This is a genomic window from Roseobacter sp. MED193 (genome assembly GCF_000152965.1).
Lineage (GTDB): Bacteria > Pseudomonadota > Alphaproteobacteria > Rhodobacterales > Rhodobacteraceae > Pseudophaeobacter.
This window is the reverse complement of the sequence record NZ_AANB01000005.1, coordinates 139,206-156,624: the sequence shown is the minus strand read 5'-3', so window position 1 is coordinate 156,624 and position 17,419 is coordinate 139,206. Positions and strand designations below refer to the sequence as shown.

Sequence of the window (17,419 nt, the reverse complement as noted above, 5' to 3'; positions counted from 1 at the left end):
GCACTCTTGTCAGCGAATTAAAATGAGGCGATCGCGTTTTCTGCCACTTTACTGATCTGAGACATGTTGATTGGCCTTTTTTACAACCCCACAATCATAGCCGCTTTCCCAGACCAAACATAACGGCCACCAAAAGCAGGACTTCACGGCCAGCTATTAGTTGACGGCAGATCAAGCTAAATACACATGTTTTGGATTTCGCACGAAGAGATCATATGCTTCTATCACACCATGGACCCACATCTTGACCCGAAACAAACCGCCCGCCTGATCGCCGCTCTGAAGGACCAGATCGTGCAGATGCCTACCAAACTGGCGCAGGCGGCAAAATATATTATCGACAACCCAGGCAGTTTTGCACTGGATCCCGTCCGCGACACCGCGCGAAAAGCACAGATCAGCGCAAATAGCTTTGTGCGGCTCGCTGATCGCCTTGGCTATGACAGTTTTGAAGCCCTGCGCCGCCCCTTCCGCGATGCGTTGATCACCACCAACGAAAGCAACCTTGGGGCGGATTGGATCGCGCAGATGGCCGAGGCTGGGCCGACAGCGGCTCAGCAGGCACGCATGGTGCAGAGCGAGCTGAACATGGTCTCTCGGTCGCTGCGGCAGATGGGGGCGGACCGCACGCAAGCGATTGTTAAAACCCTACGACAGGCGAAGCACTGCTATGTGACGGGCAGTCGCGCCAGCTATGCACTGGCGTATTATTTTCACTACGTCGCTCGCATGGCGCTACCCACGATCGATTTGGTGCCCCGTCACATTGGCACGACCCTGGATGATCTGATCGGGCTCGGAGCTGAGGATTGCCTGATCGCCATCACCTTTGCACCCTATTCCGCCAGCACCATCAAAGCTCTGCGTCAGGCCCGCAGGCTTGGAGCCCAAATTGTGCTGATTTCAGACAGCGAGGTTATCGCGCCAGGCGTAGACGTCGATCATGTGCTCCCAGTAACCACCGCCTCTGCACATCCCTTTGGCGCCTATGGGGGGGCAATGGCAGTGCTTGATTGCCTGCTGTCCCATCTGATTGAGGCAGGCGGCGCCGAGGCACGTCAGCGCATAGAGGCCTATGAGGCCCTAAGACAGGACAGCGGCGCCTATTGGACAGGATCTAAACTGCCACAGATCCGCAGTTAAGCAGATCTGCGGCGGGGCATGAATTCAAAACCGCAAGGACAGGCAGGACATGCCACCATCCAGTTTGGCACAGTCAGCATTGTCGATCTGCACCACTTCAAAACCGGCCTTATCCAGCATCTCTACCGTGCGCGGGAACCCCGCAGGGCACAGCACCAAGTTGTTAAAGCGGATGGCATTGGCTGCGGCCTCTTCCCCCTCGGCCACATCCAGAATCCTGTAGCCCTCAAAACAGCCAGAAGCCGACAGACGTTTGGTCGACAGAATCGTCTCACCGTCCATCAGTGAACAATCCGTCTTAAAATGCAAAACACCCGGGGGGGTGAAAACCTCGCGCAGGCTGTGCCCCCACTCCGCAACTATCTCCGCCAGTTCGGCAACGCCCGCCGCATCGGTCCGGTCCGAGCGACCAACCAGCACTTCGCGCCCCGTCACCAGGATATCGCCGCCCTCAATATGGCCGGGGCCGCTGATTTCACGAACATCGGCGTAGCACTGCCGCAGGGTAGGCGCCATCTCGGCCACTTCCCCCATACGCGACGGGGCCCCAGGGCGCATCAGTACTGCCCCCTGTGGCAGGCAAAGCGCGGTGTCCTCTACAAAAACCGCATCTGGAAAAGCCTCCAGCGGTTCCAACTCGATCACCTCTGCACCCGTGCTTTTGAGCGCCGCCACATATTGCGCATGGGCGGCCAGCATGCCGGTCAAGCTGGGTGTGCCCATATCGGTGGCGCGCAACCCGTCAACGATACTGGACGCAGGACGACGGGTAATAGCGCGGGAGAATTCAAAACTCGGGTTCTTCATCAGCTTAATCCTTAGCTGGCGCAAAGACAGGCGCAGTAATTTCAACAATTCTGGGCCCTTGGCCCTGATTTTTCGTAATGGCCGCAGATATCTCAGCGGGGTCAGTTGTCACCGTAACATGGGGGATCCCAAAGGACTGGGCAGTACCTGCGAAACTTGGGGGGGTTGGATCGCAGCCGATAACTTCGACCCCTACATCCTCCATCGAGGTGGCGATTTCGCGGTACCCCTGATTGTTCCAAATCACAAAAGTGATCGAAAGGTTCTCGTCCACGGCGGTCATGATCTCAGGCAGAGAGAACTGCGCCCCCCCATCGCCAACGATGCAGATAACAGGCGTATCAGGGGCAGCAATCGCAGCGCCAATGGCAGCAGGAATGCCATAGCCAAGTGCACCATAGCCCGTAGCGGCATTGAACCAGCCACCTGGCCGGTCGTGATCATAATAGAGATTGCCTGCATAGATGGGCTGGGTGGAATCCCCCACCATCAAACTGCCTGGCACGGCGTCCCGCATAGCCCCTAAAACGGCAACCTGCCCCCGGTAGTCTGCCCCAATTTCCTGCAGCGCAGCCGCGCGGGTTTCTGCAGCTCTGATCTCCCCATCTGTGCCCGCGCAATCTGCCGGCAGGACCGCCAGCAGATCTGTTGCAAAGGCAACCGCATCGGCCTGAACCGGAACCAAAGCCGGGTGACGGGACAGTTGCTGATCACAGATATCGACCCGGATCAATTGCTGTATCTGTGGCCACTCACCCGTGGCATACATGTCGTAATCCGTGGGGCCGAATTCAGTTCCCAGGGCCAACACAACATCGGCTCCTTCAATCAAGGCACGCACCGACACAAGGCTCGGGCTTGCAGGCACACCAAGAGCATGTTGATGCATCAACCCCCGGCCATTTGCGGTTTGCACAACCGGAGCATCCAGGCGTTCCGCCAGCGCCTGAAGTGCCTCCGCTGCCCGTTTGGCGCCACCGCCTGCCAGAATAACCGGGTGCTTTGCCTGTGCCAAAAGGCGCGCGGCCTCCTGCAGCTGCGCGGCCTTCACAGGGGCGGGCTCAGCCACCGCAGGCATCGAGAGATCCGTCGCAGCATCACCGGCAACATCCAGCGGGATCTGAATATGGGTTGGGCCCGGCCGACCGGAGGTAAAGGGCGCAAAAGCCTTGTTTAGAGCCGGATCCAGAGCCTCTGCCTTGGCAATATGCTCCGATGTCAAGGCAACTGTTTGGGCCAGCGCATGCTGGTTTGGCAGCTCATGCAGATGCCCCATGCCCTTGCCCAGGCTCGCCTGGGCATTGACGCCTGAAACCACGAGCATCGGCACCGAATCCGCGCGCGCCTGTGCCATTGGCGTCAGCACATTGGTCAGCCCCGGCCCGGTGATGACAAAGGCGACACCTGGCTTGCCAGACACGCGCGCATAGCCATCGGCCATAAAGCCCGCTCCCTGTTCATGACGCGGTGTCACGTGGCGCAGGCCAGAAGCCGCAACCCCACGATAGAGCTCAACCGTGTGCACACCGGGAATGCCAAACACGCAAGAGACTTCGCGCGCCTTCAGCCCGTCAACCAGGGCCTCTCCAATGGTCTTGACTGCCTCGCTCATGCTGCCCCCTTGGCCAATTTTTGTGCGTGAGAAATCAATCGGGTGAGGGCGGTCTCGAACTCTGCGTCATCAATTGTCAAAGCCACACGGACCCAGGAGGTCAGGCTTTCACTGAAAGCAGAACCCGGCATCACCGCAACGCCGTGGTCCAACAGATCCCAGGCATAGTCATCACCGGTCATGCCCGTTGCAGCAACATTGATCATCGCAAACATACCCGCTTCGGGCCGATGCACCTGCAGGGCGGTTTCCGCTTCGACCCGCTCCGACAGCAGCCGGGCACGGCGGCTGAAACGCGCGCACATCCCCGCAGAAACAGAAGAGCCTTCGCGGATCGCCAGTTCAGTCATATCGGCAATAAAGGGCTGGTTCCCAAAGAGCATGGTTTCCGAGAACGGCAGCAGCGCATCACAGAAGGCCTTGGAACCAACGCACCAGCCACTGCGAAACCCCGGAGAGGCGTGGGACTTGGAAATCGAAGAGACCGCAATAACCCGATCAGCATACTCCGCAAGCGACAGAGGGGAGGCAAATTCCGAGCCCTCAAAAACCAATTGCTCATAGACCTCATCTGAAATGATCCAGAAATCATGGACCCGGGCCAATTCGCACAGCTCCAACAGTTCGGATCTGCCCAAGATGGCACCTGTAGGGTTGTGGGGACTGGTGAGCAATAGCGCGCGGGTACGCGGCGTGATCCGATCGGCCACATCGGCAGCCTGCATGCGGAAGCCGTTTTCCGGGCTGAGCGGCACCGGCACCAAAGTCGCCCCTGTGGCAGCCACAACACCCTCATAGGTCGCATACATTGGGTCTCCGACCAGCACTTCGTCCCCGTGCTGCGCTACCCCCATCATCGCCGCAAAGAGAGCCGTCTGGGTGCCGGGAAAACACAGGAAATTATCCGGCTCAAACTCTCGTCCACGGCTGGCGCTATAGCTTTCAGCCAGGGCACGACGCAGATTGATTTCACCTCGCCCATCGGAATACCCCGTGCGCCCGGCGCGCATCGAGGAGATGGAGCGCTCCATCAACTCTGCCGGAACCGGAACATCGGGCTCGCCGATGGTCATCTCGACGATATCCGCGCCAGCCGCGATGCGGTCACGCGCGGCCAGGTGGAGATCCCATTTGGCACCACCAAAGGAAGCCAGTCGTTTAGTAACATCCGTGGTTTTCATCTTTCCCACCCATCAGAAAACAGGTCCCAAGGCGCCCCTGCCGTGACAGGCAGGTCGGTAACGTTCAGGAATCCTGTGAGATCCAGTAATTATTCACTTGTATAATTACTGGATCTCAGATTTTCAGCAAGCCCAAAATCACCGAGACTTGCTAAAGGGCAGCACTCCCTTTCATCGACCTCCGCCTAGGGGCGCGTTGCCACAGGCATAATTGGCTCAAAAACCAAGGGGCGCAGTCAATTGAACTGCGCCCTTATCAAAGGTCAACCAGCTGGTGATTTCACGGGAATTGAGGGGAAATTGCGTTGCAGGACCGAAATTCAGTGTGACCCGCCCTGCCGAAAAGCGGCTCTTGTTGTGAAAGTTTCATTGTACAACAAGAGCCGCGCTTTAGGTCCGGCGGACAACTGCAGCTTTCTTCAGGATGTGAACATGCCTTGATACTGCTCACGCAGGATGTTCTTTTGCACCTTGCCCATGGTGTTCCGCGGCAGCTCCTCCAGCATGACGAGCTTGCGCGGATGTTTGAAACGGGCCAGGCTTTGGCTCACAGCTTTCTCTATACTTTCCACATCCGGGGTCACGCCGTTTTCGGGAACAATGACCCCTAGGACGGTTTCCCCAAAATCTGGGTGCGGCACGCCAATCACTGCGCTTTCCAGAACGCCGGGCTGATCGTCGAGAACCAGTTCGATTTCTTTGGGGTAGATATTGTAGCCTCCCGAGATAATCAGATCCTTGTTGCGGCCGACAATTTGAACATAGCCGTCCTGGTCAATGCGCCCCAGATCCCCGGTGATGAAAAAGCCGTTCTCGCGCAGCTCAGCGGCCGTTTTTTCTGGCATCTGCCAGTACCCCCTAAAGACATTGGGGCCGCGCACCTCTATTTCGCCAATCTCCCCCTGCGGCATGGCTGTACCCTCCGCATCGCAGATCCTGACTTCGACCCCAGGCAAGGGAAAGCCAACTGTGCCTGCCCGCCGCTCTCCCTCATAGGGGTTTGAGGTGTTCATATTGGTTTCTGTCATGCCGTAGCGTTCCAGTATCCGGTGGCCAGTACGGTGCTCAAACTGAACATGGGTTTCCGCCAGCAAGGGGGCCGAGCCTGACACGAAGAGGCGCATATGAGCGCTGAGTTCTTTGGTAAAACGCGCATCCCCCAGCAGACGGGTATAAAAGGTCGGCACCCCCATCATGGTGGTTGCCTCTGGCAGGCGATCAAGCACCTGATCCAGATCGAATTTCGGCAGGAATATCATGCTGCCGCCTGCGGCCAGCGTCACATTTGTCGCCACGAACAATCCATGGGTGTGAAAGATCGGCAGGGCATGCAGCAGCACGTCCGCCGAGGTAAAACGCCATTCCTCCACCAGGGTCTGCGCGTTCGACAACAGGTTGTTCTGGGTCAGCATCGCCCCTTTTGAACGCCCCGTCGTGCCAGAGGTATAGAGAAAGGCTGCCAGATCATCACCGTCACGCTCAACCGTGGCAAAACTGGTCGCCATCTCGCGGGCCTGTTCCATAAGGCTGCCGCCGCCATCACTGTTCAGGGTTTCGATCTTTGCATTCAGGTCCTTGGCCACGATCCCCAACTGATCTGCACTGCCGCCATCGCACACAATCAACGATGCGCCGCTGTTCTCAATAAAATAGCTTAGCTCATCCACTGTGTAGGCGGTGTTGAGCGGCAAAAAGACCAGTCCCGCCTGGGCACAGGCGGCATAAAGCGCCAGGGCCTCTGCGGATTTTTCAACCTGAACTGCAACGCGGTCTCCCGGCTTCAGCCCTATCTGCGCCGTCACATGGGCGATCTGGGCACTTTTCGCCAGAAAATCCCTATGCGTGATCACCTGGCCATTGGGCAAATAAAGGAAGGCTGTGGTCTTTTCGGCATGAATACCAAAAAGACCATCATAAAGCGGATTAGCCATGGGAGGTCCTTTCTTGGGTCGTTGGAACAGCCACGGATGCCGCCAGAGCTTTGACGGGAGAGGCGGCAACGACTTCACGGGTGGTGGCAAAATTTTCGTGGTTCTGGCCGACTTTTGAAAGGTCGTAGAGGTAGTTTACCATGGTGCCTCCTGACTGAGATCGCCCCTTTTCCGAGGTATCTGCGTCAGCATGCACCGCATGAACGATGGCGCCATTGCCAAGGTGGAACCGAGCGACCGGATCAAAGGGTAACGTCCCACGGGATTTGGCGTTCAGCAGATAATGCGCGGCCAGAGCCTGCATGGCCTCTGGCGCTTCAACGTCCCAGCTCAACCCAACCTGATCCAGCCATTTGGTCAGCCCCGGAATAGGCGATAGGGTCACAAAGGTGTTCAGTTTCGACAGCTCAGCAGAGAGGTCAGAGGCCACCTGTTTGATCAAAGAGTTGCCAAAGGAAATGCTGGCCAGGCCCGCCTGACAGTTGGAAATCGAGTAGAAGACAGCCGTATCTGCGTCTCCTGCTGCCATGGCATCACGGTCTTCCGCCAAGAGCGCCTGAACCGATCCTGGAATTCCTCGGGTCAAAGCGACCTCGACAAAAATCAGGGGTTCGTCAGGCATGGAGGGATGGAAAAAGGCAAAACAACGGCGGTCCGCAGGCTCCAACCTGCGGCGCAGATCTTCCCAGCTGTCGATCGCATGCACCGCCTCATAGGCGATGATTTTCTCCAGAATATGCGCCGGGCTTTCCCAGTTTATCGGGCGCAGAACCAAAAAGCCCCGATTGAACCAGGAGGCAAAGAGATGACGGAAATCCAGATCCAGGGCTTCCAGCTCTGGATCCCGACGACCTAGCCTCAGCAGATCTGCCCGCATATTTACCAAGGCGCCGGTGGCACCAGGCACACTGTTCAGGCGACGCACCAGCTCTTGGCGGGCAGGTTCCGCAGCCTCCGAAAAGGCCCGGTAGGTGGCCTTGGATGGGGCCTGTTCATAGGCATCCAGGGCGCTGCGAACCTCTTCGGGATCAATGTTCATCGTGGTGGCAATGTCGCAAAAGAAAGACAGCTTTTGCGCGTCGTCCAAATCAGCAAACCGGGACAGTATCTGCCGGGCCAGGGCGAGCCCTGATGTCTCACCCGTTGATCCCACCAAATCCGTTGCCAATTCGATCAATGGCCGACCATCTTCGACCAGCTCCGATGCATCGCGGCGATAACGCCGCTCAAACACCGTTGAAAGAAGATCCGCGAGCAATGTCATCGGGTTGCCCCCATAACCAGATCAGGTAACCAGGTCGCCAGGCTCGGAAACAGGCACAGCAGAACGATGGCCAGTACCATACAGCCGACAAAGGGCAACGACCCCGTGAGAATGGTCTTGAGCGAGATATCCGGTGCGATACCGTTGATCACATAGAGGTTCAAACCCACAGGCGGAGAAATCAGGCCGATCTCCATATTGATGGTCAGAACCACTGCGAACCAGATCGGGTCAAACCCCGCCGTGTCGATGATCGGTAACAGGATCGGGGCAGCCATCAGGATCACCGCAACAGGTGGCAGAAAGAACCCGGCGATCAGCAAAAAGACATTCACAACGCCCATCAAGACCCAGCGGTTTACCTCAAGCGTCCCGATCCATTCGGCAATCGATTGGGTGATAAAGAGCGAGCTGAGCATGTAAGAAAACACACCGGCCGCTGCGATGATAAAGAGGATCATCACCGATTCTTTGGTACTGTCGCGCAGCACCACCCAAAGATCCTTTGGATTCCATAGCTTATAGATGACCATCGCGATCAGTAGACAGAGCAATGCGCCGACGGCCGCGGTCTCGGAAGGGGTCGCAATGCCGCCATACATGGCATAGAGCACCCCCAAAATGATGCCCAGGAAAGGCAGAACCCGTGGCAGAATTTCAAAGCGCTCGGCCCAGGTATAGCTGCCTGCGCCCAGTTGGGCCGCATTGCCGGATTTCCATGTGGAATAGAGCGACCAGGCCATGAACAATCCTACCAACATCAACCCGGGGATTACTCCGGCCAGAAACAACCGACCAATGGAGGTTTCAGTAGCAATGCCATAGACGATCATCGTGACAGAGGGAGGGATCAGAATGCCCAGCGTGCCACCGGCTGCAATTGATCCAGCCGCCACGCCATCCGGATAGCCACGCTTGCGCATCTCTGGGATGCCCATTTTGCCAATCGCCGCACAGGTCGCTGGCGATGAGCCAGACATCGCGGCAAAAAGCGCACAGGCCCCGAGGTTGGACACCACCAGCCCACCGGGAACACGGGTCAGCCAGCGTTCCAGCGCTTCATACAGATCGGCACCTGCCCGCGTCGAGGCGATGGAGGATCCCATGATGATAAACATCGGGATAGACAAAAGCGCAAAGTTATCCAGCTTGCCGAACAAGAGTTCCGGCATCAGCTCCAGTGAACGCGCCCCGTCAAAGATGAGCAGAAAGGCTGCAGAAACGATCAGCAGGCCCAGAGCCACGGAGACGCCTGAAAACAGTACGAGGATGGTGGCAATTGCTACAATTGCCCCAAGCAGAAGTGGGTCCATTTAGGTGTCCTCCAAGCCAAAGGGCTTGTCTATGCCAATCAAGACGGCGAACAGATCGGCAATCAGCTGCAGCAGCAGCAGGCCAAATCCAACAGGGATTGCAAGATAGGGGATCCACAGTCGAACGCCCCAAACGGTGTCTGATTTCCATCCACGCTGCCAGGCAAAATGCCAGTACTCGTAGCCGTAAAACAGCATGATCGAAACGATTGTGATAGACAGAAGAGAGGTCACAATCGCCATAAAGAAACGTGGCCGTGGCGGCAGCGAAATCGGGATCAGGTCCACGTTCACATGCCCGCGCAGGCGCTGAACATAGGGCAGGCCAATCAGAGTTGCCGCAATGACCAAATAGATCACTGCTTCGGTTTGCCAGATGGTGGACTTGTTCAGCACGAAACGTACAACGATCATCTGACAGGTGATTGCCACGGCAGAAACAATCATGGCAGCGGAGCACCAGCCAGCCACAGTGGATAACGCCGCAACGACGCGTAGAAAAAGATTGTTCCCCGTATGGGAAGCAACGGCAGAGCTATGACCAGCCATTTGCACCTCTTGTTGGTATGAATGCAGAAAGAGAAAAAGCGGTGGCAGGGCGCGGCTAACAAAGCCCGCCCCGCCCAAGACTCATTCGACGGCCAAAGCCAGATCGAGCAGTTCTTGTCCGTCAGCGACCTCTTCCACAAACTTCTGGTATGAGGTCTCCATCGCCAACTGGCGCCAGGCCGCAAAATCCTCAGAGCTCATATGAGCGATTTCCACGCCCGCATCTGCAAAGACCTTGGCGGAGGCTGCATCCTGCTTTCTGGCCTCTTCCAGATAATAGGCTTCTGCCTTCTCTGACGCTGCCAACAGCGCGTTCTGCTGGGCCTCATTCAGACCTTCAAAGGTGCGTTTATTCATCAACAGGGGCTGATACATGAACCACAGAGCCACATCGCCTGCAGGCGTATAGCAGCTGACCTGCTCGTAGATACGATAGCTGACAAAGGACGAGGACGAGGTATTTGCGGCCTGAAGCACACCCGTCTGCATCGCGTTGTAGATCTCAGACGAAGCCATGGATGCGATCGAAGCATCCGCACCTGCCAGCATCTGCTCAAAAGACTTGCCCGCGGCACGGGTCTGCAATCCCTTCACGTCTTCGGGGCTGGTGATGCATTTGTCTTTGCCTGCAAATCCGCCTGCAAGATAGCCGTGCACCAAGACCATCACATCATCTTCGGCCATCTTGGCCTCAAGCGCCTCCATAAACGGAGAGTTTGACAGACGCGCAGCGTGGTCGTGGTTCTTTACCAGGCCCGGCATAAGAGTGAGGTTATATGCTGGCTGCTGGCCACCGGCATAAGACAGGGGCAGCACGGTCATATCCAATTGACCCCGGCTCAACGGCTTATACTGCTCACGTGGCTTAAAGAGCGATTTCGAGCCAAAAATCTTGATGTCCAAATCCACATCTGCCGCAGCAACTTCGTCAGCAACAATCTGGGCGACCTGATGCCGGATGTCTTTGGTGGACCATTGGTGCGATAGGCGCAGTTCAGTTGCCCCGGCCAATGTCCCAAAGGACGCAAGTGCCAGCGTGGCAACGGCGGTCTTCAAAATAGATGTCATGTCTTCCTCCCAAAAGAATCCAACCCGGAACAAGCCGGGTGGCCTTCACGATAGGCGGATTGTGTTTTTCAAGTCAACATTCTTGTATACAAGATGCCAACTCTTGAATTTCATAGTCGCGTTTGTTAGCTTGAAACCATGGAAAAACGTCACGCGGATCTTATCGCCGAACAATTGGAAGAGCGGATTTTTGACGGAACCCATTCAGATGGGGACCGGTTGGATGAGGTCCGTCTTGCAGAACATTTTGGCGTTTCCAGAACCCCTTTAAGAGAGGCGTTACAAAGGCTTGCACGTTCTGGCCTGGTAGAGCTTATTCCCCGCCGCGGGGCCTTTGTCCGCCAGCCTGGACCGGTTGAGCTCTTAGAGATGTTCGAGGTCATGGCCGAGATGGAGGCCGCCTGCGGTCGGTTGGCAGCGAAACGCATTTCAGACGCTGCGCTGGCAGAGTTACATAGCGCCAATGAGAAATGTCAGGCGGCGGTCAGTGCCCAGAACACTGATGACTATTACGCCGAAAACGAAAAGTTCCACAAAATCATCTACCAAGAGGCAGGCAACGGGTTTCTTGCAAAAGAGACCGGAAATTTGCACCGTCGGCTTCAGCCTTTTCGCCGCCAGCAGTTGCGGTTTCGCGGTCGTATGGCGCAGTCCATGAGCGAACACAAAGCCATACTGGAAGCCTTGGAGGCTGGTGATTCAGAGGCTGCCGCCCATGCGCTTCGCGGCCATGTGGCAATCCAAGGCGAAAAGTTTCACAGCTTGATGGCAGGCCTGAAAAACGCTGCCGAATAAGGTCCCTAACGACGGGTCCGAACCAGGGCGCTTTCACGCGACAGACTGCCAGACACCAAGAGCACTACTTAAGGGTGTTTTTTATCCAAAAAATCACCTATAAGGGTCTAAAGCCCCCTGTTCTCTGACATCGTGGAAGATGGTCCCGACCCCTGGGGGCCCAAAATCCGCACTCCAAGATCGCGACATCTCCAGTTCTTTGTCTAGGCCCCTTATGATTGGATAAGCTATGCGCCTCATATTTTTGGTTTCGCTCCTGTTGGGAACATCAACGCTGCTCTCTGCTCAAGGGCGGGACCTGCCGCCGAAACTGATCGTGCAAATTACCGTGGATCAACTCAGGGCCGACCTTTTGCTGCGATATTCGACCGGTTTCACCGAGGGCGGGTTTCAACGCCTCATGACCAAAGGCACCTGGTTCAGGGATGCAGAACATCGCCACGCCAATACGGAGACGGTGGTTGGGCACACCACCCTCTCAACCGGGGCAGATCCCGCGGTTCATGGGCTCATCGGCAATAATTATCTCGACACCCAGCTTCCAAGTTCCGATGTAAATACAACAGGCAGTGACACACAGGGTATCGTGCTGGACGTGTCGGATGCGCTGCACTTTGCCACCCAGGATTCCAGCGCCCCCTTGCTGTACCCAGACGGCAGCCTGTCTGCTCCAGAAGCAGGCCGGTCCCCGCGCGATCTTCTGGTAACGACAATCGGCGATGAGATTCGCCTGTCCCGTGGCGCAAAGGCCAAGATCTTTGGGGTTTCGATGAAAGACCGCGCCGCCATTGGGGCAACAGGCCATGCGGGGACGGCCTATTGGTACAACACTGAAAAATCGACTTTTCTCAGCTCTACCTTCTATGTCGAAGCGTACCCGCAATGGCATCAAAACTGGACCGACAGGCAGCTACCCGAGAGCTACGCCGGTTCAGGCTGGGAGCTGCTTTACGACATAGCCAACTATGTGTTTGCCGCCTTTGATGACCAACCCTGGGAGAAAGACTATCCCGGCTGGGGTATCACCTTCCCGGAGCATCAATACCCAGATCCGTCAGATGGGTTTTATCAAGCCTTCCTGGAGACATCGCCAGCAGCGGATGAGCTCACGCTCAGCTTTGCAAAGGCCCTGATCGCGGGCGAGCAACTTGGCACGGATGAGGTGACGGATTACCTGGCCGTCAGCCTAAACTCCGTCGATTATGTTGGCCACACCTTTGGCCCCTCCTCGCTGGAGGCCGAAGACACTCTCAAACGGCTTGATGCGCAATTGGCCGCGTTTTTTGACCACTTGGAGCGGGTTGTTGGGCTAGAGAACACGCTGGTGGTTCTTTCGGCCGATCATGGCGCGACCGAAGTTCCCGATTATATGAATGCACGGCTGCGCACAAACTTGGATCTCTTTGACTATGATCAGGTTGAACAGGCACCGGCCATACAGGCCTTCAAGGCCAAATACGGTATCAATGACCCCATCAGCAGCTACACCTCTCCCTGGATCTATCTGGATCATGACCTCCTGCGGTTCACAAGGGCTGGCGCGGCTGAGGCTGAGGCGCTGATAATTGCGACCCTGCGCGGGCTGCCGGGGCTGGCCTGGGTCTTTGAAAGGGACCACATCGCACAGGGAAGCCTGCCGGATACGCATATTGGACGGGCCGTGACAGCGAATTTCATGCCCTCCCGGTCCGGGGATTTATATCCGATACTCTCTCCTGGCTGGTTCATGAAAGATCCAGACCCGCTAGCAGGTGCATCACAGCATGGTTCTCCCTATGCCTATGACCGGCATGTCCCGATATTTTTCATGGGCCCCGGAATTCCGGCTCAGGTGGTGCATCGCAAAGTGCAGACCGTCGATGTGGCACCCACAATCGCCGGCTATGCAGGCACCCGACTGCCATCGGGCACAACCGGACGCATGTTGCCAGAAATTCTAGACCGCTGAGGATCGGCTCACCTCTCTTTGGTCAAGGCTCGCTTTCAGTGCCTGGGCCAGAACCTCGACATGAGGCTGAGCCATCATGGTGACATGATCACCGGGCACCACCTGGGTCTCAAACGCACCCCCAGCCGTTTCGCGCCAAAACTGTGCCCAATCCGGATCCGCTTTGCGATCGTCCTCCGCCTGAAACAGGACCACTGGGGCGGTGTGACGCCCAGGGTGATACGCAAGCCGTGCCGCGCGGTGGGAATTGGAAATCCGCAACACCCCCTCGACCAATTTGCGCGCGGCCGGTTTCGACCCGATACTGGCGGCCATCACATCAGCGGCGCGCCCAAGCTGTTCCTCCAGGGAGAGATCGGACAAGGCCCCTTCCTCCAGGCTCAGGTCACTCTGGGTAAAACGGGCATATACCTGGACCGCAACAGAAAGATCCCGCGCCGCCACACGCGCCGCACTATGGTCGGCGTGCCAGGCGTCATCAGGACGGGTCAAGCTACTGTCGAATAGATAGACCCCAGACACCTCTTCCCCGGCTGCCTGCAATTGACAGGCCATCTCCCAGGCCACCAGGCCCCCAAAGGAGTGCCCAGCCAAGCGATAGGGCCCCTGTGGCTGATGATGACGCATATTTTGGATAAAGGATGACGCCATCGCTGCAATACTGTCCTGCGGCTCAGCCCCGTCAAACAGGCCTTTGGCTTCGAACCCGTAGATTGGGAAATCTGCCGCAAGGGCGCGCACCAAAGGCTGGTAATTCCACAGCATCCCACCGCCAGTATGTACTATCCAAAGTGGCGGCCCCTCCCCACGCAACCAAAGAGGAACCAGGCCATCGCCTGTCTCCCTCGTCTGCGCCACCTCAGCAAGATGGGCGATGGTGGCAGATTTGAACAGCTCCGCCAGGGGAATTTTGACCCCCATGCGTTGTTCAATTAGCAGCACCAACCGCAAGGCCAGGAGCGAATGACCTCCGACATCAAAAAAGTCATCATTGACCCCTAAGTCCGACTTTTCTAACACCTCTTCCCAGATCTGCAACATCTGACCCTCAACAGCAGAGCTGGGCGCTTGCCCAGAGGGGCTATTTTGCAGCGGGACTATAGGGGGCAGTTGACGACGGTCTAGTTTATGATTTGGCGTTAGCGGCAACTCTGGCAGCAGCAAGGGCCCATTAGGTACCAATGCAGCAGGCAGACGCGCGCGCAGATAGCTGCGCAATTGGGCCCGCATTTGCGGCTCTGTTGTTTGGGTATTGTTCAGGTTGGCGTGCGCCATAACATAATAGGCGTCCAGCTCCATCTCCCCTGCTGCGTTCCGGCGTGCCACAACCGCGCTGGCAGCGACTGCGGGGTGCTGCTCCAACAGCGCAGAGATCTCAAGGGGTTCCACCCGAATACCACGGATTTTGACCTGATCATCAATTCGGCCCGCGACATGCAACCGCCCCGCCGGATCGAGCCAACCCAGATCTCCGGTCAGATAAATGAAATCCTCTTTACCTCTATCCCTATCGCCCGCGTCAGGAGAGGGAATAAACCTTGCCTTGGTCAAAGAGGGGTCATTGACGTATCCCAAGGACATAAATGGAGTGGCGATGGCAATTTCACCCAGTTCACCCGAAGCGGCAGGTTTGCCACGCGCAGTCACGATAACCGCCCTGGTCTGAGGCAGCGCATATCCCACGGGCTGCCCAGCCTCAAAGACATCAGGGCCTGGCTCAAACGCGAATTTGGCCAGCGTCGTTTCGGTCGGCCCATAGAGGTTGACCAACCTCACAGCCTGACCGAAACGGTGGCGCCATCGGCGCAGCAGGGCGCCCTCCAAAGGTTCCCCAGCAATAAATGCAAGTCGCAGATGCGGAAGTTTTGATACAGAAAGCTCTGTCGACACCCAGCTTTGCAGGAGCGAAGGCACACTGTGAAGCAGAGTTATTTCGGCCTGATCCATCCAGCCGAGCGCCCCAGGCTGGGCAGGTCCGGTCCCCTCTGGGGGGATCACAAGTGTCGCCCCTGAAATCAAGGGGACAAAGACATCGCGCAGCAGCACATCAAAGGACAGCCCGGTAAACTGCGCAGCACGATCACCGGGCCCAATCTCAAAGCTATCACGCTGCCAGCTGAGAAAATGCGCCAGCCCGCCGGCTGTGCCCAAGATTGCTTTGGGGGTCCCGGTAGAGCCGGATGTAAAGACCAGATAGGCTGGATCCCGCGCCCCGCAGGGTGGCGCAAAACGATTGGCGCTAAAGGTTTGCACCTCTCGGCGCGATACAGCCTGTGTAATCGGAAGGCGCGGAAGCTCCAGCCCTTTTAACCAGTTCATTTGCGAAGCAGTGAGCCCGCCACCATAAAGAATGCGCTTGACCCGCCCTTGTTCCAGCATAACCGCACGTCGATCCTCGGGCAGATCCGGATCAAGAGTCATGAGCACGCCGCCACACTCCAGAACTGCGGCCATTGCCAGCACCTGTGCTGCGCCGCGTGGGGCAAAAATCGCGATGTTTTGACCTGCGGCCGCGCCATCATGCGTGGCTTTGTCACGCCGGACCGCACCACCTTGATTGCCTCCAGCCACCGCACCCTAGCCCTGTCGGAAAAGATGGCGCCCGGAGATGGCATTGCCTCAAGTGACGAAGTGCGCGCTGCTGCTGAAATAGCTGCTGATCACCTTATTCTGTTTGATATGGACCGGTTGGCAGTGGAAAACGGGTCGGTGATTTCATCGGCGCTGTTTGGGGCTCTGGCCGGGTCAGGGGCTCTGCCCTTTCCCCGTGCAGCATTTGAGGAAGCAATCCGCGCCTCTGGCAAAGGAGTCGAGGCCAGCCTGCGCGCCTTTGGGGCTGCCTATGCGCGCGCCCAGGCAAAGTCCGATGAGACCGCACCGTCAAGACCTGTTGCGCCGATCACACAAACGCAGCCTGCCCAAGGACCTGCCCGACAGGTTCAACACTGGCAAGAACTGGCAGCCCAGGCTGAGGCCCTGCCCGGTGCTGACATGGCGCTGCGTGGGCTGCGCCGCGTCGTGGCCTTTCAGGACCTGGCCTATGGGCGAGAATACCTCTCCCATCTGACCGCCTTTGCTCGACAAGACTCCGGTGACGGGCGCCTGGCCGAGGCCGCCGCCAAACATATTGCCAATGCCATGTGCTACGATGACATTATCCGGGTTGCTGATCTCAAAACCCGCAAGAGCCGGTTTGACCGTATCCAAACCGAGATGAAGGCTGAGGAAAAGCCAGTCCTCCTCACCGAGTTCTTTCACCCCCGCGGTGAAGAGATCATCAGCCTTCTGCCTGCCCGCCTAGGGGCGTGGATAGAGTCCCGCCCAAAACTGGCAGCCTGGATTGACCGTCGCCTGAACAAGGGGCGTCGCATCCGCACCCACCGGCTGCGGGGATTTGTTCTGCTCTACCTGATCGCCGGATTGCGCCGCACCCGGCGCTATAGCCTCCGCCACAAGATCGAACAGGCGCATCTACAGAACTGGCTGTCGCTGTGCCAACAAACCTTGCCACAAAAGTATGATTTGGCGATTGAAATTCTTCTTTGTCGTCGCCTGATCAAAGGCTATTCCGACACCCATAGTCGGGGACTGTCAAAATTTTCCCGGATCATGGAGACTCTCCCGCTCTTGGCCCATCGCGATGATGCTGCTGAGTGGGTTGCCCGGCTGCGTACCGCAGCACTACAGGATGCCGAGGGCAAAGATCTGGAGGGGGCTATTGAAACCGTGATATCTTTTTCAAGCACGGTTCCAGCAACTCCCCCACCATAGCAGGGTGCAACTGGACGGCTCAGGCCTAAACCCCGCC

The 17,419-nt window shown here is 57.3% G+C and carries 13 protein-coding genes; 4 read left to right on the top strand and 9 right to left on the bottom strand.

Features of this window, described 5'->3' with window-relative positions:
* Positions 1–186: 186 nt before the first annotated feature.
* Positions 187–1,143, top strand: coding sequence for a MurR/RpiR family transcriptional regulator (locus MED193_RS00695; protein WP_009807691.1), 957 nt, complete (start codon positions 187–189; stop codon positions 1,141–1,143).
* Positions 1,144–1,167: 24 nt separating this feature from the next.
* On the opposite strand, the gene MED193_RS00690 is transcribed toward MED193_RS00695, so the two are convergent.
* From MED193_RS00690 to dctP, 8 genes are all read right to left on the bottom strand, one after another.
* On the bottom strand, positions 1,168–1,950 hold the full coding sequence (locus tag MED193_RS00690; protein WP_009807690.1) for an arginine deiminase family protein: 783 nt from the start codon (positions 1,948–1,950) through the stop codon (positions 1,168–1,170).
* 4 nt (positions 1,951–1,954) lie between these two features.
* Entirely contained in the window at positions 1,955–3,562 is a 1,608-nt protein-coding gene (locus MED193_RS00685) for a 5-guanidino-2-oxopentanoate decarboxylase (RefSeq protein ID WP_009807689.1), read from the bottom strand.
* Entirely contained in the window at positions 3,559–4,743 is a 1,185-nt protein-coding gene (locus MED193_RS00680; protein ID WP_009807688.1) for a pyridoxal phosphate-dependent aminotransferase, read from the bottom strand. Before MED193_RS00680 ends, MED193_RS00685 begins: the two co-directional genes overlap by 4 nt.
* 419 nt (positions 4,744–5,162) lie before the next feature.
* Positions 5,163–6,674, bottom strand: coding sequence for a malonyl-CoA synthase (locus MED193_RS00675; RefSeq protein WP_009807687.1), 1,512 nt, complete (start codon positions 6,672–6,674; stop codon positions 5,163–5,165).
* The gene (locus tag MED193_RS00670; protein WP_009807686.1) at positions 6,667–7,938 is read right to left on the bottom strand and encodes a malonyl-CoA decarboxylase; all 1,272 of its coding nucleotides are present in this window, start codon (positions 7,936–7,938) and stop codon (positions 6,667–6,669) included. Before MED193_RS00670 ends, MED193_RS00675 begins: the two co-directional genes overlap by 8 nt.
* On the bottom strand, positions 7,935–9,251 hold the full coding sequence (locus tag MED193_RS00665) for a TRAP transporter large permease (protein WP_009807685.1): 1,317 nt from the start codon (positions 9,249–9,251) through the stop codon (positions 7,935–7,937). Before MED193_RS00665 ends, MED193_RS00670 begins: the two co-directional genes overlap by 4 nt.
* A complete protein-coding gene (locus MED193_RS00660; protein WP_039965671.1) occupies positions 9,252–9,800 on the bottom strand; it encodes a TRAP transporter small permease in 549 nt (182 codons plus the stop codon).
* An 81-nt stretch (positions 9,801–9,881) separates the two neighbouring features.
* On the bottom strand, positions 9,882–10,868 hold the full coding sequence (gene dctP / locus MED193_RS00655) for a TRAP transporter substrate-binding protein DctP (protein WP_039965618.1): 987 nt from the start codon (positions 10,866–10,868) through the stop codon (positions 9,882–9,884).
* A gap of 138 nt (positions 10,869–11,006) precedes the next feature.
* Between dctP and MED193_RS00650 the strand changes: the two genes are divergently transcribed.
* Both MED193_RS00650 and MED193_RS00645 read left to right on the top strand, forming a co-directional pair.
* Positions 11,007–11,663, top strand: a complete 657-nt coding sequence (locus MED193_RS00650; RefSeq protein WP_009807682.1) for a GntR family transcriptional regulator — start codon at positions 11,007–11,009, stop codon at positions 11,661–11,663.
* A 229-nt stretch (positions 11,664–11,892) separates the two neighbouring features.
* Positions 11,893–13,611: an alkaline phosphatase family protein gene (locus MED193_RS00645; protein WP_009807681.1), complete on the top strand. Its 1,719-nt coding sequence runs from the start codon at positions 11,893–11,895 to the stop codon at positions 13,609–13,611.
* On the opposite strand, the gene MED193_RS00640 is transcribed toward MED193_RS00645, so the two are convergent.
* Complete coding sequence (locus tag MED193_RS00640; protein ID WP_009807680.1) at positions 13,600–16,182, bottom strand: non-ribosomal peptide synthetase; 2,583 nt, start codon at positions 16,180–16,182, stop codon at positions 13,600–13,602. The genes MED193_RS00645 and MED193_RS00640 overlap by 12 nt on opposite strands.
* Between MED193_RS00640 and MED193_RS00635 the strand changes: the two genes are divergently transcribed.
* Complete coding sequence (locus MED193_RS00635) at positions 16,132–17,382, top strand: indolepyruvate oxidoreductase subunit beta family protein (protein ID WP_050757559.1); 1,251 nt, start codon at positions 16,132–16,134, stop codon at positions 17,380–17,382. The genes MED193_RS00640 and MED193_RS00635 overlap by 51 nt on opposite strands.
* Positions 17,383–17,419 lie beyond the last annotated feature (37 nt).